The sequence below is a fragment of the Actinoplanes lobatus genome (assembly GCF_014205215.1).
In the GTDB taxonomy this organism is placed as follows: domain Bacteria; phylum Actinomycetota; class Actinomycetes; order Mycobacteriales; family Micromonosporaceae; genus Actinoplanes; species Actinoplanes lobatus.
Map to the genome: position 1 here is coordinate 9,965,212 of NZ_JACHNC010000001.1, position 21,664 is coordinate 9,986,875.

The 21,664-nt window shown below is 71.1% G+C and carries 21 protein-coding genes; 15 read left to right on the plus strand and 6 right to left on the minus strand.

What is annotated here, in order from left to right:
- Positions 1-14: 14 nt before the first annotated feature.
- The 5 genes from BJ964_RS45210 to BJ964_RS45230 all read left to right on the plus strand — a co-directional run bounded on the left by BJ964_RS45210 (position 15) and on the right by BJ964_RS45230 (position 3,663).
- Positions 15-1,220, plus strand: a complete 1,206-nt coding sequence (locus BJ964_RS45210) for an FAD-binding oxidoreductase (RefSeq protein ID WP_188126412.1) — start codon at positions 15-17, stop codon at positions 1,218-1,220.
- A 152-nt stretch (positions 1,221-1,372) separates the two neighbouring features.
- The gene (locus tag BJ964_RS45215) at positions 1,373-1,762 is read left to right on the plus strand and encodes a YbaB/EbfC family nucleoid-associated protein (protein ID WP_188126413.1); all 390 of its coding nucleotides are present in this window, start codon (positions 1,373-1,375) and stop codon (positions 1,760-1,762) included.
- The gene (locus tag BJ964_RS45220) at positions 1,762-2,082 is read left to right on the plus strand and encodes a hypothetical protein (RefSeq protein WP_188126414.1); all 321 of its coding nucleotides are present in this window, start codon (positions 1,762-1,764) and stop codon (positions 2,080-2,082) included. The genes BJ964_RS45215 and BJ964_RS45220 overlap by 1 nt, the downstream gene beginning before the upstream one ends.
- Positions 2,079-3,068: a hypothetical protein gene (locus BJ964_RS45225; protein ID WP_188126415.1), complete on the plus strand. Its 990-nt coding sequence runs from the start codon at positions 2,079-2,081 to the stop codon at positions 3,066-3,068. Before BJ964_RS45220 ends, BJ964_RS45225 begins: the two co-directional genes overlap by 4 nt.
- Before the next feature lie 13 nt (positions 3,069-3,081).
- Positions 3,082-3,663: a DUF6346 domain-containing protein gene (locus tag BJ964_RS45230; RefSeq protein WP_188126416.1), complete on the plus strand. Its 582-nt coding sequence runs from the start codon at positions 3,082-3,084 to the stop codon at positions 3,661-3,663.
- Here BJ964_RS45230 and BJ964_RS45235 read toward each other — a convergent pair.
- On the minus strand, positions 3,646-5,091 hold the full coding sequence (locus tag BJ964_RS45235) for a flavin-containing monooxygenase (protein ID WP_188126417.1): 1,446 nt from the start codon (positions 5,089-5,091) through the stop codon (positions 3,646-3,648). The genes BJ964_RS45230 and BJ964_RS45235 overlap by 18 nt on opposite strands.
- Entirely contained in the window at positions 5,088-6,758 is a 1,671-nt protein-coding gene (locus BJ964_RS45240; RefSeq protein ID WP_188126418.1) for a GMC oxidoreductase, read from the minus strand. Before BJ964_RS45240 ends, BJ964_RS45235 begins: the two co-directional genes overlap by 4 nt.
- Positions 6,759-6,945: 187 nt before the next feature.
- On the opposite strand from BJ964_RS45240, the gene BJ964_RS45245 reads away from it, so the two are divergent.
- The 3 genes from BJ964_RS45245 (at position 6,946) to BJ964_RS45255 (ending at position 9,596) form a co-directional block, all read left to right on the plus strand.
- Positions 6,946-7,809, plus strand: a complete 864-nt coding sequence (locus BJ964_RS45245) for an alpha/beta fold hydrolase (protein ID WP_188126419.1) — start codon at positions 6,946-6,948, stop codon at positions 7,807-7,809.
- A 42-nt stretch (positions 7,810-7,851) separates the two neighbouring features.
- Positions 7,852-8,118, plus strand: a complete 267-nt coding sequence (locus tag BJ964_RS45250; protein ID WP_188126420.1) for a type II toxin-antitoxin system TacA family antitoxin — start codon at positions 7,852-7,854, stop codon at positions 8,116-8,118.
- A gap of 149 nt (positions 8,119-8,267) precedes the next feature.
- Positions 8,268-9,596: an IS4 family transposase gene (locus tag BJ964_RS45255; RefSeq protein ID WP_239163895.1), complete on the plus strand. Its 1,329-nt coding sequence runs from the start codon at positions 8,268-8,270 to the stop codon at positions 9,594-9,596.
- 643 nt (positions 9,597-10,239) lie between these two features.
- Here BJ964_RS45255 and BJ964_RS45260 read toward each other — a convergent pair.
- A complete protein-coding gene (locus BJ964_RS45260; RefSeq protein ID WP_229807156.1) occupies positions 10,240-11,466 on the minus strand; it encodes a cytochrome P450 in 1,227 nt (408 codons plus the stop codon).
- A gap of 95 nt (positions 11,467-11,561) precedes the next feature.
- On the opposite strand from BJ964_RS45260, the gene BJ964_RS45265 reads away from it, so the two are divergent.
- Both BJ964_RS45265 and BJ964_RS45270 read left to right on the plus strand, forming a co-directional pair.
- Entirely contained in the window at positions 11,562-12,659 is a 1,098-nt protein-coding gene (locus BJ964_RS45265; RefSeq protein WP_188126422.1) for a steroid 3-ketoacyl-CoA thiolase, read from the plus strand.
- A 12-nt stretch (positions 12,660-12,671) separates the two neighbouring features.
- Positions 12,672-12,839: a hypothetical protein gene (locus tag BJ964_RS45270; protein WP_188126423.1), complete on the plus strand. Its 168-nt coding sequence runs from the start codon at positions 12,672-12,674 to the stop codon at positions 12,837-12,839.
- A gap of 41 nt (positions 12,840-12,880) precedes the next feature.
- Here BJ964_RS45270 and BJ964_RS45275 read toward each other — a convergent pair whose 3' ends face one another.
- From BJ964_RS45275 to BJ964_RS45285, 3 genes are all read right to left on the minus strand, one after another.
- The gene (locus tag BJ964_RS45275; RefSeq protein WP_188126424.1) at positions 12,881-13,933 is read right to left on the minus strand and encodes a DUF3068 domain-containing protein; all 1,053 of its coding nucleotides are present in this window, start codon (positions 13,931-13,933) and stop codon (positions 12,881-12,883) included.
- 76 nt (positions 13,934-14,009) lie between these two features.
- Positions 14,010-14,780, minus strand: a complete 771-nt coding sequence (locus BJ964_RS45280; RefSeq protein WP_188126425.1) for an SDR family oxidoreductase — start codon at positions 14,778-14,780, stop codon at positions 14,010-14,012.
- A complete protein-coding gene (locus BJ964_RS45285) occupies positions 14,777-15,952 on the minus strand; it encodes an acyl-CoA dehydrogenase family protein (RefSeq protein WP_229807155.1) in 1,176 nt (391 codons plus the stop codon). Before BJ964_RS45285 ends, BJ964_RS45280 begins: the two co-directional genes overlap by 4 nt.
- A 63-nt stretch (positions 15,953-16,015) precedes the next feature.
- Here BJ964_RS45285 and BJ964_RS45290 point away from each other — a divergent pair, with 63 nt between their 5' ends.
- The 5 genes from BJ964_RS45290 (at position 16,016) to BJ964_RS45310 (ending at position 21,601) form a co-directional block, all read left to right on the plus strand.
- Positions 16,016-17,515, plus strand: a complete 1,500-nt coding sequence (locus BJ964_RS45290) for a FadD3 family acyl-CoA ligase (protein ID WP_188126426.1) — start codon at positions 16,016-16,018, stop codon at positions 17,513-17,515.
- Between the two features lie 150 nt (positions 17,516-17,665).
- Positions 17,666-18,523 (plus strand): enoyl-CoA hydratase, encoded by an 858-nt coding sequence (locus BJ964_RS45295; protein WP_188126427.1) that lies wholly within the window; start codon positions 17,666-17,668, stop codon positions 18,521-18,523.
- Positions 18,520-19,635 (plus strand): acyl-CoA dehydrogenase family protein, encoded by a 1,116-nt coding sequence (locus BJ964_RS45300; protein WP_188126428.1) that lies wholly within the window; start codon positions 18,520-18,522, stop codon positions 19,633-19,635. Before BJ964_RS45295 ends, BJ964_RS45300 begins: the two co-directional genes overlap by 4 nt.
- Complete coding sequence (locus BJ964_RS45305) at positions 19,632-20,642, plus strand: acyl-CoA dehydrogenase (protein WP_188126429.1); 1,011 nt, start codon at positions 19,632-19,634, stop codon at positions 20,640-20,642. Before BJ964_RS45300 ends, BJ964_RS45305 begins: the two co-directional genes overlap by 4 nt.
- The gene (locus tag BJ964_RS45310) at positions 20,639-21,601 is read left to right on the plus strand and encodes an acyl-CoA dehydrogenase family protein (protein ID WP_188126430.1); all 963 of its coding nucleotides are present in this window, start codon (positions 20,639-20,641) and stop codon (positions 21,599-21,601) included. Before BJ964_RS45305 ends, BJ964_RS45310 begins: the two co-directional genes overlap by 4 nt.
- Positions 21,602-21,664 lie beyond the last annotated feature (63 nt).

Genomic DNA, 21,664 nt, shown 5'->3' on the forward strand with positions numbered 1-21,664 from the left:
AGAGGAGACCCCTCATGCTGTCCGCATCCAGTGCCCCGATCGTCGAGGCGACCCTGCCGGTCGTCGGCGAGCACCTCGAAGCCATCACCACCGTCTTCTACGAGACGATGATCGGGGAGAACCCGGAGCTGCTGAACCTGTTCAGCCGCAGCGCGCAGGCCACCGGCGAGCAGCGCAGCGCACTCTCCGGGGCGGTCGCGGCGTACGCCGCGCACCTCATCGGCGCCGGCCCGTCCGGCGTGGCGTTCGAGCACGTGGTGGACCGGATCGCCCACCGGCACTGCGCCCTCGGCATCCGCCCCGAGCAGTACACGATGGTCGGCCGCTACCTGCTGCGCGCCGTCGGCACGGTGCTCGGCGACGCCGTCACACCGGGGATCGCCGCCGCATGGGACGAGGTGTACTGGCTGTTCGCGGCCCAGTTGATCGGCCGGGAGGCGCGCCTCTACGCCGAGGCCGGGGTCGAGGGCGCCGACCCGTGGCGGTCCTACGCGGTCGCCAACAAGATCGAGGAGGCGCACGACACGGTCTCGTTCGTGCTGGTCCCGGCCGACCTGCGGGCCGCCCCCGACTACCACCCCGGGCAGTACGTGACGGTCGCCGTCGACCTGCCCGAGGCCGGCCGCCAGCTGCGGCAGTACACGCTGTCCCAGGCGCCGACCGGCGGCACCCTGCGGATCACCGTCCGGCGGGTCCGCGGCCGCGGCGGCGCCCCCGACGGCGTGGTCTCCGCGTTCCTGCACGACCAGGTCGGCATCGGCGACCGGCTGCGGATCAGCCAGCCGTACGGCGACCTCGTCCTGCGCCCCGGAGACTCCCCGCTGCTGCTGGTCAGCGCCGGAGTCGGGATCACCCCGATGGCGGCGATCCTGGAACAGACGGCACGGACCCAGCCGACCCGTGAGGTGACCGTCGTCCACGCCGACCGGGACCCGGGCCGCCACCCGCTGCGCGGCGACATGCTCAGCAGCGGCGCCCGGATCCGCTCGTTCCACGAGGTCCTCTGGTACGAGCAGGGCGGCCCCACCGGCGCGCACACCGGCCTGATCGACACCGACCAGGTCCCGGTGCACCCGGACGCCGAGGTGTACCTGTGCGGCCCGGCGCCGTTCATGCAGACCGTCCGGGCCGGCCTGCACCGGCAGGGCATCCCGGACGAGCGGATCCGGTACGAGGTGTTCGGCTCCGAACAGTGGCGCCCCGCTCCGGCGGCCGCCTGACAAGGCATTGAGCCGATCTTGGACGATCAACCACCGCATCAGGTGGGCCAACGTCCAAGATCGGCTCAGTTCTTGAGCGGCGTGATGAACCCGTTCCCGCTCGCGGGTGTGTACCGGGACGACCGGTACATGTCCCGGCGGGGAGGGAAGCCATGCCACAGGACCCGGAGGACCTGCTCGCCGACTGGCAGTGGCGCGTCCAGCGGCAGACCGAGACCACCCACGAGCTGAGCCGACGGATGCAGCAGGTCTCAGCCTCGGCGGAGTCCCGCGACGGCGGTGTCGCCGTGACCGTCGACCACGCCGGCGGGCTGAGCGGCCTGACCCTGACCGACGACGCGATGCGACTCGCTCCGGACGAGCTGGCGCGGCTCATCATGGCGACCGCTCGCCGGGCCCAGGCCAGGCTCTCCGACGAGATGGCCGAGTTGGTCAAGGGAATATTCGGCTCCGACTCGGCCACCACGTCGTTCATCGCCGGCACCTACGCCGACCAGTTCCCGGCACAGCCGTCCGACCACCACGAGGAGCGTGGTCGGTGATGGCCGTTCCCGAGCTCCACATCGATGTGGCGGCCGTCGACGCCCACGCGACCAAGGTGGACGAGATCGCGGACATGCTCGATCAGGTGACCGCGGCCGCCGGGTATCTCGACCAGCAGGACTCGGTATACGGCGAGTTCCCGAGCCTACTGATCCTGCCGATCCTCAACATCGTGCAGGAGTATGCCGTCCAGGATCTCCGGGCGGGAACCGACGCGACGGCGCATCTCGCCGATGTATTGCGGTCGATCACCGTGGAGATCGGCATCACCGACAACGAGGCTGCTCATGTCATCGGCTTCCAGGAGGGACGGCGATGAGCGATACCTACGCAGGGCTGATCGCACCGGCCGGCGGCACGAAGTTCTATGAGGGCGCCGGGATCTTCGAGTCGGTGAGCGGGATGGTGGACAGTCTCACCCAAAGGAACTTCCTCGCCGCGGGCGGCAACTTCGTCGCCAGCAGCCTGGCGGCCCTCGGCACGATCATGGACCCACTGCAATCGCTGTTCGCCGCCGGCGTGGGCTGGGCGATGGAGCACGTGGATGTCCTGCGTGAGCCACTGGACAAGCTGATGGGCGATCCGAAAGCCATCGAGGGGCACGCCGACAGCTGGAAGAACATCGAGAGACGCATCTACGAAACGACGGAACTCTTCGTCGCAGAGGTCAAATCCACCACAGCGGTCTGGACAGCCGCATCAGCTGCCGCATTTCGGAAGCGGGCCCGGGCACATGCCGAGACCGTTCAGGCTACGGGGGCGATCGCTGACGCACTCAGCAAGGCGACCACCGCACTCGGCGCGGTGGTCGGTATCGCCCGCAACACCATCCGCGACATCATTGCTCAGGTGGTGGGCGCCATCATCTCCAAGCTCTTGCAGGCCGCCACTGCCGTCCTGCTGCCCAAAGCCCTCATGGAAGTCGCCGTCCTGGTGTCCCAAACGAGCATCAAGATCCTGACGGTGATGAAGGAGTTGGTGTTGAAGATCAAGGAGATCGGATCCGGCATTGAAAAGCTGAGTCGGATGATCGAGAAGTTGACGAGCGCCAAATTGGATGTCACCCGCCTCATGACGCACCGGGTTGAGGCCGCCGGCGTCGCACGGGAAGGTTGGACCGGGCCGGTCAAGGCCTATGCCGCCCTCACCCTTGGCGACGCCCGTGTCTACGGCCCGATTCAGCAGGTGCTCATCAACACCGGACGATCTGCCGCGGAGACGAACACCTCACAGAATTCGGGGTCGGCCGCCGACAGCACACGCAAGAAGGATCCTGAGCCGAACCCTGTCGATCTGCCGGATTGAGAAGGGGAACGACATGGATCCGCATGACGATCCGATGGCGAAGTACCGTGCCAAAGCGGCGGAGATGAGGGCGGCCCTCGACCGCGAGATGGCGGAGGACGAGGCCAAAGGGGCCGCGATGTCCGCCGTCAGCGAGCACAGGGGCGGCACATTGCGCCTGGTCGCCGCGATGGCCGGAATCGCCGTGCTGAGCCTTGCCATCGTCGGCTTCGGTATCACTCTCGTCGGGATGTCCCACCACGACTTCGACGACGCCCATGGGACCGGTTGGGCGGTCGTGGAAGCTTGTGATCGCCACGGACCCGTTACCAACCAGGGATTCGGCTATTGGGACAGTTGCCGATTCACCGTCCGCTGGGATGACGGAACAGCCGATGATGATCTGGTGAGCGACGGCTTGTTCGCTTCTGCGGACATCGGTCGAGATGTTCGGGTGGGCTACCTCGACAGAAGCGCCGACAGCATGGAACTCGCCCGTGAGGACACACCGCCACGACCGTGGTTCAAGTGGATCGGTGTGGTCGTCGGGATCATCGGCGGGCTGCCGCTTCTGGTCATCGGCATCATGATCAGCCTGCTACTCCAACGGAAGTGAGCCCGGCAGGAAGTCGGAACGGTTGAGGGTGGCGGTTCGGCGGCGGTATTCGGTGGCCTTGCCCGGCCAGTTGGCGACCACGCGGCCGGCGGCGGTGCGGTACCAGCTCTGGCACGCCGTCCACACCGAGCCGGCCAGGCGGGACTGGATCTCGGTGTCGTAGGCGGCCGCGACCTCAGGCCGTACCTCCAGATCGTCGCCTGCCGCGACCCGCCGGACGGCCTGCGTTATCCACCTGGCCTGGGCCTCGTGGAAGTAGATCACCGAGGTGTTGCCGGTGTTCGTGTTCGGGCCGTAGACCAGGAACATGTTGGGGAAGCCGGGCACCGCGAGACCGAGGTACGCGTGTGCCCCGTCCCGCCATTCGTCGGCGAGCACGACGCCGTCGCGGCCGGTGACCCGGATCGGGACGAGGAACTCGGTGGCGGCGAAACCGGTGCCGTAGATCAGCACGTCGCACGGGTGGTCGGCGCCGTCGGCGGTGCGGACGCCGTCCGGGGTCACCGCGACGATCTTCTCGGTGACCAGGTCGACGTCGGGGCGGGCCATGGTGGGCAGCCAGGCGTTCGTGAACAGCACCCGCTTGCAGCCCATCGGCTCGTCCGGGGTGACCTTGGCGCGGAGTTCCGGATCGCGGACCTGCCAGCGCCGCTGACTCGACGAGTAGCCGCGGACCAGGGCGTTGACCACCCGGTTGCCGGTCAGGGCGGCGCCCGGGACGAGGGTGAGGCCCCAGGTGGCGGCGCGGGACAGCAGCATCAGCGACGGCATCCGGCGGTAGGCGGCCTTGCGGAGGCGGCCGTAGCGACGGTCGGGTTTGGGCAGTGTCCACGGCGCGGTGCGCTGGAAGACGGTGACGTGGGCGGCGGTTCCGGCGATCGCGGGGACGAGCTGGATGGCGCTGGCTCCGGTGCCGACGACCGCGACCCGGTTGCCCGCGACCGGGATGTCGGGGGTCCAGTGTGCGGTGTGCACGGCGACGCCCGCGAAGGTCTCCGCGCCGGGGAGCGCCGGGATCGACGGGCGGGACAGTTGACCGACGGCCGGGATCAGCACGTCCGCGCGTACGATCTCGTGGTCTTTCAACACAATCTCCCAGCCGCCGCCGGACCACGAGGCGGAGGCCACCTCGGCGCCGAAACGGACCCGCGGCGTGACGCCCCAGACGTCCGCGCACCGTTGCAGATAGGCGAGGATCTCGTCGTGCGGCGGGTAGCGGCGCGACCAGTCCGGGTTCAGGGCGCGGGAGTAGGAGTAGAGCGGCGCCGGCACGTCACAGGCACACCCCGGATAGGTGTTGTCGCGCCACACGCCGCCGGCCCGGTCGGCCTTCTCCAGCAGGACGATGTCGTCGAAGCCGGCGCGGAGCAGTTCGGCGGCGACCGCCACCCCGCCGAACCCGGCGCCGATGATCGCGATGCGGGTCATGGCCGCCGTCCGATGGTGAGCCGCAGCGCGGCGGGGGCGGACGCGGGCACCACGGGTTCGCGGGGCGCCACCGGTTCGACCGGCGCGAACCCGGATGACGGCCGCGGATCCGGCTCGCCGGCGTTCGGCCACAGCGCGACCGCCCGCTCGGCCAGGGCGGTGATCGTCAGGGACGGGTTGACGCCCAGGTTGGCGGCGACCACCGACCCGTCGATGACGTGCAGCCCGGGATGCCCGAAGAGCCGGTGGTACGGGTCGACGACCCCCTGCGAGGGGTCCGCGCCGATCGCGCACCCGCCGATGAAGTGCCCGGTGACCGGCCGCCCCACCAGCTCGGTGTAGGAGCCGGTCGGCACCCCGTCCACCTCGGCGGCGACCCGGCGGGCCACGTCGTGCGCGGCCGGCACCCACACCGGGTTCGGCTCGCCGATGCCGGGCCGGCTGGTGATCCGCCGCCCGAACAGGCCGCGCCGGGTGTGCACGGTGATCGAGTTGTCCAGCGGCTGCATGGCCAGCAGCACCACGGTCTCCTTGGACCAGTTCCGCGGCGAGAGGTAGAGCCGCATGTCCCGGCCGGCCTTCGCGATCGTCTTGACGGCCTGCCACCAGCGCGGGCGGCCCTCGTCGACCAGTGCCGTGGCGAGCAGCGCCAGCAGGTTGCTGCCGGGTCCGTACCGGACCGGTTCGACGTGGGTGACCGGGTCCGGGTGGATCGAGGAGGTGATCGCGATCCCGTGACTGAAGTCGCGGTCCGTGCGGCGGGTGCGCGCTCCGAGGATCGATTCCGAGTTGGTACGGCTGAGCTCGCCCAGCCGTGCCGAGACGTCCGGCAGCAGTCCCCGGTCGCGCATCCGGTGCAGCAGGCGCTGGGTGCCGAGGGCGCCACCGGCGAAGACGACCTGCTCGGCGGTGAAGGTCCGCTTCGTGAGCCCGCCGGTGCGCCGGGTCTCCACCAGGTAGCCGCCGCCGTCACGCGGTCGCACCGCACGGACCGTGGTGAGCGGGTGCACCTCGGCGCCGGCCCGCTCGGCGAGGTAGAGGTAGTTCTTGACCAGGGTGTTCTTGGCGTTGTCCCGGCAGCCGGTCATGCACGAGCCGCAGAGGGTGCAGGTGCGGCGGTCCGGTCCCGCTCCCCCGAAGAACGGATCCGTCACAGAAACGCCCGGCTCGTCCCCGAACAGCACGCCGACCGGGGTGTGCCGGTAGGTGTGGCCCACGCCCATGTCGTCGGCGACCGCGCGCAGGGCCCGGTCGGAGGCCGTCTCGACCGGGTTCGTCGTCACGCCGAGCATGCGTTTCGCCTGCTCGTAATAGGGGGCCAGCTCGGACTTCCAGTCGGCGATGCCGGACCACTGCGGGTCGGCGTAGAAGGCGTCGGGCGGCTCGTACAGGGTGTTGGCGTAGCCCAGGGAGCCACCGCCGACCCCGGCGCCCGACATGATCATCACGTCCCGGAGCAGGGTGAGCCGGAGGATGCCGTAGCAGCCGAACCCGGGCGCGTAGAGGTAGTCGCGCAGCCGCCAGGACGTCTTGGCGAACTGCTCGTCGGTGAACCGGCGGCCGGCTTCGAGGACGCCGACGCGGTAGCCCTTCTCGGTGAGACGCAGCGCGGTCACGCTGCCACCGAAACCGGAGCCGATGACGAGGACGTCGTAGTCGTACGACATCGCCGTACCATCACACCCTTATTGGCAACATGTCAACAACTGGTTTCCGGTCTTGACCCGCAGCGCGAATCACCTTCCCGTCCTGATCTCCCGGTGGAAGGCTGGCCCCCATGAGCGAGCTTGCGAGCGAATCATCGAGCTCAGCCATGAAGTCATTGCGGCGCCGGAGCGCAACGGAGGTGGCGGAATGACCGACCTGTCCTATGATCGCCGCGGATCCGGCCCGCCGTTGGTGCTCATCCATGGCCTGGGCAGCCACCGCCAGGTCTGGTCCCCCGTCCTCGACGCGGTCGCCGAGCACCACGACGTGATCGCGCTGGACCTGCCCGGCTTCGGCGACTCCCCACATTGGACCGGGCCCGCACCCCGCCCATCCCCCACGGCCCCCGCGCACCCGGACTCGCCCGGCAGCGGGACCGCGCCGTCGCCCGAAACGCCGCTCCCCGGCTCGGTCGCACATCTGGCCGATCAGGTCGAGGCGTTCCTGGAACGGCTCGGCATCGACACCCCCGCGATCGCCGGCAATTCGCTGGGCGGCGGCATCGCCCTGGAACTCGGCCGCCGCGGCCACGCCCGCGCGGTGACCGCCTTCGCCCCGATCGGCTTCTGGACCCGGGCGGAACGCCGCTGGTGCCAGACCGCCGTCACCGCGGCCCGGACCGTCGCCACCCGCCTGTCCCCCTCGCTGCCGCGGATCATGGCGTCCCCGGCGGGCAGGTCGGCGTTCTGCGCGCTCTTCTACGCCCACCCGGCCCGCCTCGACCCGGCCGGCAGCGTCCACGCGGCCCGCGCCCTGGCCGGCGCGCCCGGCTTCGCCGAGGCCCGCGACGCCTTCACCCACCTTCGCCCGTGGTCCTTCGCCGAGGCCGGCTCACTCCCCCGCATCCCGGTCACCATCGCCTGGGGTACGCGCGACGCCATCCTCCCCTTCCACCAGTCGCGCCGGGCCCGCACGATCCTCCCGACCGCCCGCCACGTGACCCTCCCGAGCGCCGGCCACCTCCCGTTCTCCGACGCCCCCACCCCCTGCGCCGCCCTCCTCACCCCCTGACGAGTGACCCCCGCTGGCGTATGTCGTGCGCATACTCGGACCATGAGCAAGAAGGCGGAACGGCTGCACCTACGGGTGGGCGCCGAACAGAAAGCGTTGCTGCAAGCGGCCAGTCACGCCACCGGCTCCAGCGTGTCGGCGTTCGTCCGGAACGCGGCCACCAAGGCAGCAGCCGACGTGCTCGCCGACCGGCGCACGTTCCTACTGGGTGAAGAGGCGTGGCAGGCGTTCGACGAGGCGCTCGATCGCCCGTCCCAGGACGTCGCGGGTCTGCGGAAACTGCTGACCGCGCCGACCGACCTCAACTAGCCGCAACGCCGTTCAGTTAGGCGGTCCGGGCTGGCGTCAAGGGTGTTGATCAGAAAGTAGGAAGCGGAGTTCCGGTATAGAGGTTTGTCACTCCAAGACAACCCACCCCAGGACTCCGCTTGCTCGATCAGATTGCCATAACCCGCACCGTGACGGTAGCTGCAGGGGTGTTCGCGCCGGGGCATCTGGGCGAGCTGACCCGGCTGATTCCGTTCGAGATGGTCGATGACGTTCTTGCCGCCACCGGGCGGGTGCAGCAGCGGGTACGGCTGCTGCCGGGCCGGGTGGTGGTGTATCTGCTGCTGGCCGGGGTGCTGTTCGCCGAATACGGCTACCTGCAGGTGTGGCAACAGTTGACCGCGGGGCTGGCCGGGTTGAGCCTGGCCGAGCCTTCTTCCAGTGCTTTGCGGCAGGCCCGGCAGCGTCTCGGATCCGCGCCGTTGCGAGCATTGTTCGATCTGCTGCGCGGCCCGGCCGCGACGTCGGCCACCCCAGCGGTCCGCTGGCAAGGCCTGCTGCTGACCGCGGTCGACGGGACGACGCTGTCGGTCGCCGATGCCGCCGCGGTCGGCGTCCGCTACCGCAAACAGCGCGGTAACCACGGCGGGGCCGGCTACCCGACGCTACGGCTGAGCGCTCTGCTGGCCTGCGGCACCCGCTCGGTGATCGACGCCGTTTTCGACCCGCTCGGCACCAGCGAACTCGATCAGGCCCGCGTACTGGCCCGCAGCCTGAAAGCGGGGATGCTGCTGCTGGCCGACCGCAACTACGCTGCCGCCGATCTGGTCAAGACCCTCGCCGCCACGAAGGCCGAGTTGCTGATCCGCTGCAAGAGTGGCCGCCGCCTGCCGGTCATCACCCGTCACCGGGACGGCTCCTGGCTGTCCACGATCGGCACCGTGCGGGTGCGGGTCATCGACGCCCGGATCGCGGTCAAGACCAGCACCGGCACGAGCACCGGTGACTACCGGCTGATCACCACCCTGCTGGACGCCCGCCGACACCCAGCCGGGGAACTGATCACGCTGTATCACCAGCGGTGGGAGATCGAGACCGCCTACCTGGAGCTGAAGTCCAGCATTCTCGGTGGCCGGGTCCTACGCGCCCGTACCCCGGACGGCATCGACCAGGAGATCCACGCGCTGCTGATCGTCTACCAGCTCCTACGCACCGCCATGGTCGATGCCACTGACACCCGGCCCGGCCTCGACCCGGACCGGGCCAGCTTCACCACCGCTTTGATCACCGCCCGCAACCAGGTCATCCAAGCCGCGGGCATCATCACCGACACCGTCGTCGACCTCGTCGGCGCGATCGGCCAGGCAGTCCTGGACCACCTACTGCCCGACCGCCGGATCCGGGTGAAAGCCCGCATGATCAAACGATCGAACTCCAAATACCAGGCCCGCGGCCCGAACATCGACCGGCGCACCTACCAAGCCACCATCGCCATCAACATCATCACCGACGGACCTTGACGAACCCGACGCTGGCCTAACTGAACGGCGTTGCAACTAGCCGAGCGAGGCCCTTGGGCCGTTCCGTCCGTGCGGCGCCGGCTTGCGTCGTGGTCCGGCCTTTGCCGCGCCCGCCGGGCTGAGATCGGTCGGATACCCCCGCATGTGCCGCCGGTCGCGCCGGGTGGGTGGTGGCGCTTGACGACGGTCGTGCCACGGGAACCCGCCAGGTGTCACTCACCGTGACCATGGCGGTGAGTGTGTGGAGGGGCGTGGTATTTCGGTGCTGTTCCGACGACCTCGATTTACCACATGAGCCGATGAACGGGGCTCCTCGCTCACACGGAGTTCCGGCCGGTCGGGTTTTCGGAGTGGGCGGGCCACCGGGTGGGTGACCGGCGCAACGGCTGAGAGCGGGCACCCCGGTTGCCTGGCCAGCAAGACCGCGACCACCCGCCCAGCGCGACCGGCCACAGAGGGGTAGGGAGCCGGCGCCCCGGCCGTGACCGGCGGCAGGCAGGGGGTGGTGGCGACCGGGCCGGCCTGCCCGGTCACCGATCTACGCCCGGCGGGCGCGGCACGGGCCGGAGCGGGCAGCCAGATCGCGCCGACCGGACGGGACGGGACAGATGAGGCGGGACGAGGACACGCGTACCGGAAAGGGTCAGTGGTATTTGACCGGAAGGTGTTTGATGCCGTTGATCCAGCCGGAGCGCAGGCGCTGAGCGGGACCGGCGAGGGTGATGCCGGGCATGTGGTCGGCGAGAGCGTTGAAGATGAGGTCGATCTCCAGGCGGGCGAGGTTGGCGCCCAGGCAGAAGTGGGCGCCGCTGCCGCCGAAGCCCAGGTGCGGGTTGGGGCTGCGGGTGATGTCGAAGGTGTGCGGCGCGGCGAAGACGTCGTCGTCGTAGTTGGCGGAGCCGTAGAACATGGCGACCCGCTGGCCGGTGTGGATCGGGACTCCGGCGAGGACCGTGTCGTGCAGGGCGGTGCGCTGGAAGGCGTTGATCGGGCTGCCCCAGCGGACGAACTCGTCGACGGCGGTGCGCGGGCGGGTCTGCTTGTAGAGATCCCACTGTGCGGGGTTGGACAGCAGCGCGAGCATGCCGTGGGAGATGGCGTTGCGGGTGGTCTCGTTTCCGGCGACGGCGAGCATCAGGACGAAGAAGCCGAATTCGTCGATGGACAGGTGTGAGCCGTCGATCTCGGCCTTGACCAGGGTGGTGACGATGTCGTCGCGGGGGCAGGACTGTCGTTCGTCGGCCATCTGCATGGCGTAGCCGAGCAGGCCCATCGCGGATTCCATCGGGTCGGCGCCGCTGAATTCGGGGTCGTCGTAGCCGATCATCGAGTTGGACCATTCGAAGACGTTGCCGCGGTCCTCCTGCGGGACGCCGAGCAGTTCGGCGATGGCCTGCAACGGCAGCTCGCAGGCGATCTCGGTGACGAAGTCGCCGGCGTCGCCGGTGGCGAGGGCGGTGTGGACGATCCGTTCGGCGCGGGATTCGAGGGCGGCGCGCAGGCTGTTGACGGCGCGCGGGGTGAAGCCGCGGGAGACGACGGCGCGCTGTTTGGTGTGCTGCGGCGGGTCCATGTTGAGCAGGACGGCCTGCTGCATCTCGATCCGGTCGCGGGTCATGTCCGGCTGGAAGCGGACGATCGCGGTGTTCTCCCGGCTGGAGTAGGTGTCGCTGTCGCGGGACACGGTCATCACGTCGGCGTGCCGGGTGACCGCCCAGTACCCCTCGTCGTCGAATCCGGCGCTGCCGCGCGGCTGCGGGATCCAGCAGACCGGTTCGGTGCGGCGCAGTTCGGCGAACTCGGCGTGCGGGATGCCGTGCAGGTAGATGTCCGGATCGGTGGGGTCGATGCGGGTGCGCGGCTCGGCCACGGCTCCTCCTACAGCAACAAGTTCTACCGATTCAAACATGGCATCAGAGAGATTTGGTAGGTTCAATCGAGAACAGGTTCTAGCTGGAGGTCGCGGTGGGGACACCGGTCATCGTCGATGCGGTTCGCACTCCGATCGGCAAGCGTGGCGGGTGGCTGTCCGGCCTGCATCCGGCCGAACTGCTCGGTGCCGCGCTGCGGGCGCTGCCGGCGGCCGATGTGGAACAGGCCATCGGCGGCTGTGTCACCCAGGGCGGCGAGCAGTCGAACAACATCACCCGTACGGCCTGGTTGCACGCGGGCCTGCCGCACACGACCGGCTGCACCACGATCGACGCGCAGTGCGGTTCGGCCCAGCAGGCGGCGCACCTGATCGCCGGCCTGATCGCGGCCGGCGCGATCGGCGCGGGCGTGGCCTGCGGGGTGGAGTCGATGAGCCGGGTGCCGTTGCGTGCCAACCTGGGCGACGCCGGCCTGCCCCGCCCCGGGTCGTGGGACATCGACCTGCCGAACCAGTACGTGGCCGCCGAACGGATCGCCGACCGCCGCGGCCTGACCCGCGAGGATCTGGACCGGTTCGGGGTGCGCTCGCAGGCGAACGCGGCACGGGCCTGGGCGGAGGGCCGGTTCGACCGGGAGGTGATCGCGGTCGGTGACGTCACTCGTGACCAGGGCCTGCGGGACACCACGGTCGAGGGGCTGGCCGGGTTGAGGCCGGTGCTGCCGGACGGGCGGCACACGGCGGGCACCTCGTCGCAGATCTCCGACGGCGCGGCCGCGCTCCTGATCATGGACGCCGGCCGGGCGCGGGCGCTGGGTCTGCGGCCACGGGCCCGGATCGTGGCGCAGTGCCTGGTCGGCGCGGAGCCGTACTACCACCTGGACGGCCCGATCGCGGCCACCGACCGGGTTCTGGCCACGGCCGGGATGAAGATCGAGGACCTGGACCGGTGCGAGGTGAACGAGGCGTTCGCCAGCGTGGTGCTGTCCTGGCTGGCGGTGCACCGCGCCGATCCGGACCGGGTCAACGTCAACGGCGGGGCGCTCGCGCTGGGCCATCCGGTCGGCAGCACCGGCGCCCGGCTGCTGACCACCGCGCTGCACGAGCTGGAACGTATCGACGGCACGACCGCGCTGGTGACCATGTGCGCCGGCGGGGCGATGTCGACCGCAAGCGTCATCGAACGGCTGTAGAGGAGCACTGTCATGGTTCGGTTCGGGTACATGCTGGTGAGCGCGGTGGTCGCGGCCGTGCTCGCCGCCATCGGCGTCACCGCGGTGATGGCCGCGATCAACCCCAGCGCGACCGAGGTGGCCTCGAACGTCTCGGACAACGACCCGGCCACCCCGCCCGATTTCTACGGCACGCGCTGATCCTTCGAGGATCAAAACCGGGCGGGGTACGGGTAGAGCGCTCAGCCCTGCGGAACCGGCGTCGGCAGCGGCCGGGTGGCGTCCGGCGCCCGGTGCCCGCCGCGCGGTCCGGCGCCCCGGGTCAGCAGCACCCCGGCGACGATCAGCAGCAGGCCGAGGACGGTGAGCCCGATCGGGACGTACCGGCCGAGCATGAGCAGCAGGTCGCGCCCGTGTTCGGCCTCGGCGCCGACGGCGTCCAGGGTGGCCTGGTCGTATTGCAGGTCGGCGTCGAAGATGACGATCGGGGCACCGACGTCCGGCACGAGTTCCCGGTGCTGCTGTTCGCGGTAGCCGACGATGGCGCCGGTCATCGGCTCGACCCAGAGGGTGCGGGTGGCCCGGTAGGAGATGCTGCCGGTGGTGGCGCCGGGAGCCAGGAACCCGAGCAGCCCGGCCAGGGTCTGCGGGTCCATCTCGGCCTCCTGCTCGGGCACCTGCTGCTGGAAGCGGTAGGTGGGCAGCCCGTGGAACTCCTCCTCGGCCTGGTAGCCGATCGGCAGCGCCTCACCCAGGGTGGAGTCCCAGTACTGGTAGGTGCGCTTCTCGGTGCCGAACGGGAAGAGGTAGAGCTGGCCCTCGAACTGCACGTTGCCGGGGGTGCAGCCGACGCCGGTGGCCGGGTCGGCCTTCTCCTCGAGGTGGCACTGCCCGGCCCACGGCACCGCTTCGCCGGTGGTGCGGTCGAGCGCGACCCGGCTCTCCGAACTGTTGATCATCTCGTCGGTGTCGGCCCGTCGGGTGGAGTGGTACACGTTCCAGACCAGGGTCTCGCCGGCCCGCTCGCCGGGGATCTCGGCGGCCGCCTCGAAGTCGGGTTTGATGCCGGTGGTCGACCGCAGGCCGGCGTGCTCCACGGCCACCTGCGGCGCCCCGTCCGGCAGCGTCTTGACCTGCACGAAGGAGGCATTGGGCGCCTCCACCACCACGTCCGGCGGCTCCAGGTCGAGCGGCACCTTCTCCTGCGAGGGCACGATGATCCAGACCAGGGCCATCGCGAGCAGGAGACTGAGGATGCCGAGTCCGAACAGGGCCGCGCCGGTGATCCGCCGCATCGCGGTCTCCCTTCGCAAAAAATAGAACGCGTTACAATCTACTGCTCCGTAACATCGATGGAAACCCCTGGGAGTTTCAGGCGTGCTGGCTGCTCACCGAGATGACCTCGCCGGTCAGATAGGAGGCGTAGTCGCTGGCGAGGAAGGCGATCACGGTGGCCACCTCCCACGGCTGCGCGGCCCGCCCGAAGGCCTCCCGCCCGGCCAGCTCGGCCAGTTCGGTCTCGCTGATCACCCGGCTCAGGTACGGGTGTGCGGCCAGGCTCGGCGCGACCGCGTTGACCCGGATGCCGTGCCCGGCCACGTCCAGGGCGGTGCACCGGGTGAACGCCATCACCCCGGCCTTCGCGGCGGCGTAGTGCGCCTGCCCGGCCTGGGCCCGCCAGCCGAGCACCGACGCGTTGTTGACGACCGCACCGCCGCCACCCTGCGCGATCATCTGGCGCAGCGCGGCCCGGGTGCAGCGGAACGTGCCGGTCAGGGTGACGTCCAGAACCAGGTGCCACTCCTCGTCGGACATCTGGGGAACCGGCCGGTTCCCGCCCAGCCCGGCGTTGTTGACCAGCACGTCGATCCGGCCGTACCGGGACACCGCGCCACCGATCAGCCGCCCCACCCCGGTCTCGTCGGTGACGTCGCAGGGGATCGCCCACACCCGGCCCGGATACAGGTCGGAGAGCTTGTCGCGGGTCTCGCCGAGGCGGCGCTCATGACTGTCGCCGAGCACCACCCGGGCCCCCTCGTCCAGGCAGCGCCGGGCCACCGCCGAGCCGATGCCGGCGCCGGCCGCCGCGGTCACCACCACGACCTTGCCGGTCAGCAGACCGCGCCCGGCCGGGCCGGTCATCCCCGGGCCTGACGGGGCAGCCCGAGCACCCGCTCGGCCACGATGCCGCGCTGGATCTCGTTGGACCCGCCGTAGATGGTGTCGGCCCGGCTGAACAGGAAGTACCGCTGCCAGCGCTCGGTCGCCTCCGGTCCCGCGTCACCGGCGGCCAGCACGTCCATGGCCAGGTCACCGAGGCCCTGCCGCCAACGGGTCCAGAGCAGTTTGATCACCGAGGAGCCGGCCGGCAGGTCCTCGGTGAGGCTGCGCAGCGTGTGCGCGCGCAGCACCGACAGATCGATCCAGGCGCGGGTGAGCCGGTCGCGCAGGGCCGGGTCGGTGGTGGCTCCGGTCCGCCGGGCCACCGCGATCAGGTCGTCCAGATCCCGCTGGAAGCCGACCTGCTGGCCGACGGTGGCCGCGCCCCGCTCGAAGGCGAGGGTGGCCATCGCGACCCGCCAGCCCTGACCCGGCTCGCCGACGACCAGGCCCGCCTCGGTGGTGGCGTCGTCGAAGAACACCTCGTTGAACTCGCTGTCCCCGGTGAGCTGCCGGATCGGCCGGACCGTGACGCCCGGCTGCCGCATCGGCACGAGCAGGTAGGACAGGCCGGCGTGGCGCGGGCCGCCGGGCGGGACCGGCTCGGTGCGGGCCAGCACGAAACACCAGTCGGCCACGTGGGCCAGCGAGGTCCACACCTTCTGGCCGGTCAGCACCCAGCGGTCGCCGTCGAGCCGGGCCCGGGTGGTGACGCCGGCCAGGTCGGAACCGGCGCCCGGCTCCGAGTAGCCCTGGCACCACAGCTGCTCGACGGCGGCGATCGCGGGCAGGAACCTCGTCCGCTGTTCCGGTGTGCCGAGGGCGATCAGGGTCGGGCCGACCATGGTGGTGCCGATGTGGTCGACGCGGCTCGGGGCGCCGGCTCTCGCGTACTCCTCATGGAAGATCACCTGCCGCTGGAGCGGCGCGCCGCGCCCACCGTGCGCCACCGGCCAGGCCAGCGTGGTCCACCCGCCCGCGGCGAGCCGCCGGGCGAAGGCCAGACGCTGCGGGAAGGCCTCGTTCTCGCGGCCCGGGCCACCGGCGCCGCGCAGCTCATCGGTCAGATTCGCGTCCAGCCAGTCCCGGATCTCGCGCCGGAACGCATCGTCGTCGGTCACTGGCGCCACCTCCGGGATCACGCGTAGGCTCACGCTACCGACCAAGCACTTGCTTGGTAAAGCTCCTCTCTTCGGTAAAGCCTCTTTGGGGGTCCCATGGAGACCGTCCCGGCGGCGCTCGCACGGGCGGCGCTCGAATTCGGCAGGCATCCGGCCCTGGTCGATCCGCATGTGCACCGATGGGATTTCGCCGGGCTGCACGACGAGGTCGTCACGGTGGCGCGCGCGCTGATCGCATCCGGGATCGAGCCCGGCGACCGGGTCGCGATCTGGGCCCCCAACAGCGCCCGATGGATGCTGTCCGCGCTCGGCGTCCTCTACGCGGGCGGCACGCTCGTGCCGGTCAACACCCGCTACACCGCGGTCGAGGCGGCCGACGTGATCGGCCGCAGCGGGGCGCGCGGCCTCATCGTCACCGGCCCGTTCCTCGGCACCGACCGGCTCGCCTCGCTGCGCGAGCACGGCGCCGAACTGCCGCCGTTCGTGCTCGCGCTGCCCGCATGGGACGCCTTCCGGGAGCGGTCCGGCGAGGTGCCGCGCGACGCGGCCGAGGAGCGGGCCGCAGCGGTACGGCCGGACGACGTCAGCGACATCCTCTACACCTCCGGGACGACCGGCCGCAGCAGAGGCGCGATGAGCGCGCACCGGCAGTCGCTCGGCGTGGCCCGGGACTGGGCGCGGATCGGCGGACTCGACATCCGCGACCGGTACCTGGTGGTCAACCCGTTCTTCCACAGCTTCGGGCTCAAGGCCGGCATCCTGGCCTGCCTGGTCAGCGGGGCCACCGTGGTGCCGCAGGCGGTGTTCGACGTGCCCCGGACCCTCGACCTGATCGAGACCGAGCGGATCAGCGTGCTGCCCGGGCCGCCGACGCTCTACATCGGGCTGCTCGACCATCCGGTACGGGGTGGGCGTGACCTGCGGTCCCTGCGGCTGGCCGTGACCGGGGCGGCCACCGTCCCGCCCGTGCTGGTCGAGCGGATCCGCGACGAGCTGGGGTTCGCCACCGTGCTCACGGCGTACGGGCTGACCGAGGCCGTGGTGGCGACCATGTGCCGGCCCGGCGACGACACCCGGACCGTGGCGTTCACCAGCGGACGGGCCGCCGCCGGTTTCGAGGTGCGGATCGCCGAAAAGGACGGCGAGGTGCTGCTGCGCGGGCCCAACGTGATGCTCGGCTACCTCGACGACCCGGCCGCCACCGCCGAGGCGATCGACCCGGACGGGTGGCTGCACACCGGCGACGTGGGGACCCTCGACGACGCCGGCAACCTGACCATCACCGACCGGCTCAAGGACATGTACGTGTGCGGCGGCTTCAACGTCTACCCCGCCGAGGTGGAGCGGGCACTGGCCGCCCTGCCCGGGGTGTCCGAGGCGGCCGTCGTCGGGGTGCCGGACGCGCGGCTCGGCGAGGTCGGGCGCGCGTACGTGGTGGCCCGTCCCGGACACGAGCTGACCGCCGGGCAGGTGATCGGCTTCTGCCGGGAGCGGCTGGCCGGCTACAAGGTGCCACGGTCGGTCGTGTTCCCGGACGGGTTGCCGCACAACGCGAGCGGCAAGGTGCTCAAGTACCGGCTGCGGGAGACGACATGAGCGAGCTTGCGAGCGAATCATCGAGCTCAGTCTTGAACTCATGGCGGCGCCGGAGCGAAGCGGAGGTGACGACATGAGCGAGCTTGCGAGCGAATCATCGAGCTCAGTCTTGAACTCATGGCGGCGCCGGAGCGAAGCGGAGGTGACGACATGAGCGATGTCGTCCTTTATGAACGGCGCGGCCCGGTCGGCCTGGTCACGATGAACCGGCCGCGCTACCGGAACGCACAGAACTCGGCGATGACGTACGCCCTCGACGACGCTTTCACGACGGCCGTCGACGACCCCGAGGTGGCGGTGATCGTGCTGGCCGGGGCGGGCGACCACTTCTCCGCCGGGCACGACATCGGCACCCCCGAACGGGACGCCGACACACCCTTCCCGCGCCGGGCGGTGACCTGGTGGGACCACACCGGACGCGACGGCGCCGACCGCAGGTACGCCCGCGAGATGGAGGTCTACCTGGGCATGTGCCGGCGCTGGCGGGAGATCCCGAAACCGTCCATCGCCATGGTGCAGGGCGCCTGCGTGGCCGGCGGGCTCATGCTGACCTGGGTGTGCGACCTGATCGTGGCGGCCGAGGACGCGTTCTTCGCCGACCCGGTGCTGCGGATGGGCATCCCCGGCGTCGAGTACTTCGCCCACCCGTGGGCGCTCGGGCCGCGCTTCGCCCGGGAGGTGCTGTTCACCGGCGATCGATTCGGGGCACAGCGGGCGTACGAGGTGGGCATGGTCAACCGGGTCGTCCCCCGGGCCGCACTCGAATCGGAGACGTTCGCGCTGGCCGCGAAGGTCGCCACGATGCCGTCGTTCGGGCTGGCGCTGGCCAAGCGGGCGGTCAACCTGTGCGAGGACCAGATGGGCATGCGCGCCGGCATGGACACGGTCTTCGGGCTGCACCATGTCGCCCACTCCCACAACGCGGAGACCACCGCCGACCCGCTGGCCGGCCTGACCCCCGCCACCATGAAGGCCGCCGCCTCCCCCGATCGCGGGGTGGCGGAGTGAATCTCGATCTCGACGACGCGGCGGTCCGTTTCCGGGACGAGGTGCGGGACTGGCTGGCGGCCAACGTCCCGGCCGGCCCCCTGCCCGGAGTGGACACCGCCGACGGGGATCGCGCGCACCGATCCTGGGAGCGCAGGCTCGCGGCGGCCGGGCTGGCCGCGGTGGGATGGCCGGTCGAATACGGCGGGCGGGCCGCGCCGCCCCTGCACACGCTGCTGTTCGACGAGGAGTACCACGCCGCCGGGGCTCCGGTGCGAATCGGGCAGAACGGCCTGTTCCTGCTGGCGCCGACCCTGCTGGCACACGGCACGGCCGAACAGTGCGCCCGGATCCTCCCGCCGATGGCCCGCGCCGGGCAGGTGTGGGCGCAGGCATGGTCAGAACCGGACGCCGGCAGCGATCTGGCGTCCCTGCGTTCCCGGGCCCGGCGGGTCGACGGCGGCTGGTCGCTGTCCGGCCAGAAGACGTGGAGCTCCCGGGCGGTGGTGGCGGACCGCGCGTTCGGGCTGTTCCGGTCCACGCCCGGGCAGAATCGTCACCGGGGCCTGACGTACCTGATGTTCGACCTGCGGGCGCCGGGCGTGACGGTCCGGCCGATCCGGCAGCTCGACGGCGCGGCCGGGTTCGCCGAGATCTTCCTGGACGACGTCTTCGTGCCGGACGCCGACGTGATCGGCGAACCGGGCGACGGCTGGCGGGTGGCGATGAGCACCGCCGCCCACGAGCGCGGCCTCTCCCTGCGCGGGCCGGGCCGTTTCACCGCCGCCGCCGACCGCCTGGTCCAGCTCTGGCTGACCACTCCTCGCTCCCGGCCGGTCGAGCGGGACCGGGTGGCGGGCGCGTGGGTCAGGGCACGCGCGTACCGGATGGCGGCGTATGCCTCGCTGGAGCGGCCGGTGCCGCCGAGCGCGACCAAACTGTTCTGGTCCGAACTGGACGTCCTGCTTCACGAGACGGCACTGGACGTGCTCGGCCCGCTCGCCGAGGCGGATCCGGAGTGGACCGCGGGCTACCTGTTCTCGCTGGCCGGGCCGATCTACGCGGGCACGAACGAGATCCAGCGCGACACCCTCGCCCAGCGGGTCCTGGGACTGCCCCGGGAGCCGCGATGAGACTGGCGCCCTCGACGGAACAGCTCGCCTTCGCGGCGGCCCTGCACGGCCTGCTGGCGGCCGCCGACCTGCCGAAGGTGTCGACGGCGTGGGCCGACGGCGATCCGGGAGCGGGGCGGGCACTGTGGTCGGCGCTGGCCGGGGCCGGGGTGACCGGGCTCCTCGTACCGGAACGCTGGGGCGGGCAGGACGCGGGCCCGGACGATCTGATCGTCGCCTGCGAGGAACTGGGCCACCACGCCGTTCCCGGCCCGCTCGCCGAGTCGATCGCCGCCGTCCCGGCCCTGCTGACCGCCGCCGCGACCCGGCCCGGCCCACGGGAGTGGCTCGCGGCGCTGGCCGAGGGCAGGCTGATGGCCTCGCTGGTGGCACCGCCGTGGCTGCCGTTCGCCGCCGACGGGGACAGCGCGGATCTGATCCTGGTGGCCGACGGTGACGAGATCCGGCAGGGTCACGCCCGATCGGTGCTGCCCTCGCTGAATCCCGCTCGGCGGCTGTCCGAGGTGACACCCGGCGAACTGATCGCTTCCGGACAGGACCCGGGGCGGGCGATGGAACTCGGCGTCCTGGCCTGCTCGGCGCAACTGCTCGGCGCTGCCCGGGCGCTACTGGAGAGGTCGGTCGACCACGCGAAACAGCGGGCGCAGTTCGGCCGGCCGATCGGCGCGTTCCAGGCGGTGCGCCATCAACTGGCCGACGTCGCGGTGGCGATCGAATTCGCACAACCCCTCCTGTACGCCGCAGCGGTCGCCCTGAAATCCGGATGCGGCCCGCTGGACGTGTCGGCGGCGAAGGTGGCCTGCGGGGAGGCCGCACGGCTGGCCGCCCGGGTGGCGCTACAGGTCCACGGGGCGGTCGGGTACACGCGGGAGCACGGCCTCTGGCGCTGGCTGGGCCTGGTACGGGTGCTGGATCTCGCCTGGGGCACGCCGTCCTGGCACCGGGCCCGGATCCTCACCGGCCTGGCGGGCGCCGGCACATCCGTACCCGAAGGAGGTTTTGAATGATCGAGGAGCGTGCGGCCCTGCGCGCGGCGGTGCGGGACCTGGCCGGCGGCTATGCAGCGCGGGACGGGTTCGACGCGGGGTTGTGGGGGCGGCTCTGCAAGGAGATCGGCGTGGCGGGGCTGGCGGTTCCGGAGCGGTACGGCGGTTCCGGCGCCACCCTGACCGAGTCGGCCGTGGTGCTGGAGGAGCTGGGGCGGCACCTGACCCCCGGCCCGATGCTGGGGTGCGGGGTGCTGGCCACGCATCTGCTGCTGCGGTCCGGTGACGTCCGGCTTCTTCCCGGGATCTGCGCCGGGGACCGGATCGTGGCGGTGGCCTGGGAGGGATCCGGGACCGTCGCGGACGGGCTGGTCAGCGGCTCGTTCTCCGACGTCCTGGACCTGGCGATCGCGGACACCCTGCTGGTGGCGTTGCCGGCCGGGCTGTACGAGGTCGATCCCAGGAGCGCCGAACCGCTGACGGTGGACCCGTTCGATCCGACGCGGCCGTTGAGCGCGATCCGGCTCGACCGGGCGCCGGGGCGGCGTCTCGGGAAGGCGGCGCCGATCCGGGATCTGGCGATGGTGGCGCTGGCCGCCGAGCAGACCGGCACGGCGGAGCGCGCACTCGAGCTGACGGTCGAGTACGTGCGGGCGCGGCATCAGTTCGGGCGGCCGATCGGGTCGTTCCAGGTGTTGCAGCACCGGCTGGCCGAGGCGTACATCCGGGTACAGGCGGCCCGGTCGGCGGTGAACGCGGCACTCGCGGGCGGCGGCGCCGAGGCCACGATCGCGAAGATCCACTGCTCGGAGACGCTGCGGGCGGTGGCCGCCGAGATGGTGCAGATGCACGGCGGCCTGGCGATCACCTGGGAACACGACGCACACCTCTACCTGCGGCGGGCCTGGGCGTCGGCCCGGCTGTTCGGGCAGCCGTCCGAACACGTCACCGGACTGGCTCCGTCCCTGTTGGATAGCTGACACGAGCGGCCCGAAGATCGGGACGGGCGAATCGGCGGGCGCCGCGGCGACTAGCATGATCCG

Coding starts and splice junctions, on each gene's coding strand:
- BJ964_RS45305 (WP_188126429.1), top strand. CDS start 19,632: ATGAGACTGGCGCCCTCGACGGAACAGCTCGCCTTCGCGGCGGCCCTG.
- BJ964_RS45235 (WP_188126417.1), bottom strand. CDS start 5,091: ATGACCCGCATCGCGATCATCGGCGCCGGGTTCGGCGGGGTGGCGGTC.
- BJ964_RS45295 (WP_188126427.1), top strand. CDS start 17,666: ATGAGCGATGTCGTCCTTTATGAACGGCGCGGCCCGGTCGGCCTGGTC.
- BJ964_RS45250 (WP_188126420.1), top strand. CDS start 7,852: ATGAGCAAGAAGGCGGAACGGCTGCACCTACGGGTGGGCGCCGAACAG.
- BJ964_RS45280 (WP_188126425.1), bottom strand. CDS start 14,780: ATGACCGGCCCGGCCGGGCGCGGTCTGCTGACCGGCAAGGTCGTGGTG.
- BJ964_RS45220 (WP_188126414.1), top strand. CDS start 1,762: ATGGCCGTTCCCGAGCTCCACATCGATGTGGCGGCCGTCGACGCCCAC.
- BJ964_RS45225 (WP_188126415.1), top strand. CDS start 2,079: ATGAGCGATACCTACGCAGGGCTGATCGCACCGGCCGGCGGCACGAAG.
- BJ964_RS45215 (WP_188126413.1), top strand. CDS start 1,373: ATGCCACAGGACCCGGAGGACCTGCTCGCCGACTGGCAGTGGCGCGTC.
- BJ964_RS45270 (WP_188126423.1), top strand. CDS start 12,672: ATGGTTCGGTTCGGGTACATGCTGGTGAGCGCGGTGGTCGCGGCCGTG.
- BJ964_RS45275 (WP_188126424.1), bottom strand. CDS start 13,933: ATGCGGCGGATCACCGGCGCGGCCCTGTTCGGACTCGGCATCCTCAGT.
- BJ964_RS45245 (WP_188126419.1), top strand. CDS start 6,946: ATGACCGACCTGTCCTATGATCGCCGCGGATCCGGCCCGCCGTTGGTG.
- BJ964_RS45210 (WP_188126412.1), top strand. CDS start 15: ATGCTGTCCGCATCCAGTGCCCCGATCGTCGAGGCGACCCTGCCGGTC.
- BJ964_RS45230 (WP_188126416.1), top strand. CDS start 3,082: ATGGATCCGCATGACGATCCGATGGCGAAGTACCGTGCCAAAGCGGCG.
- BJ964_RS45310 (WP_188126430.1), top strand. CDS start 20,639: ATGATCGAGGAGCGTGCGGCCCTGCGCGCGGCGGTGCGGGACCTGGCC.
- BJ964_RS45240 (WP_188126418.1), bottom strand. CDS start 6,758: ATGTCGTACGACTACGACGTCCTCGTCATCGGCTCCGGTTTCGGTGGC.
- BJ964_RS45290 (WP_188126426.1), top strand. CDS start 16,016: ATGGAGACCGTCCCGGCGGCGCTCGCACGGGCGGCGCTCGAATTCGGC.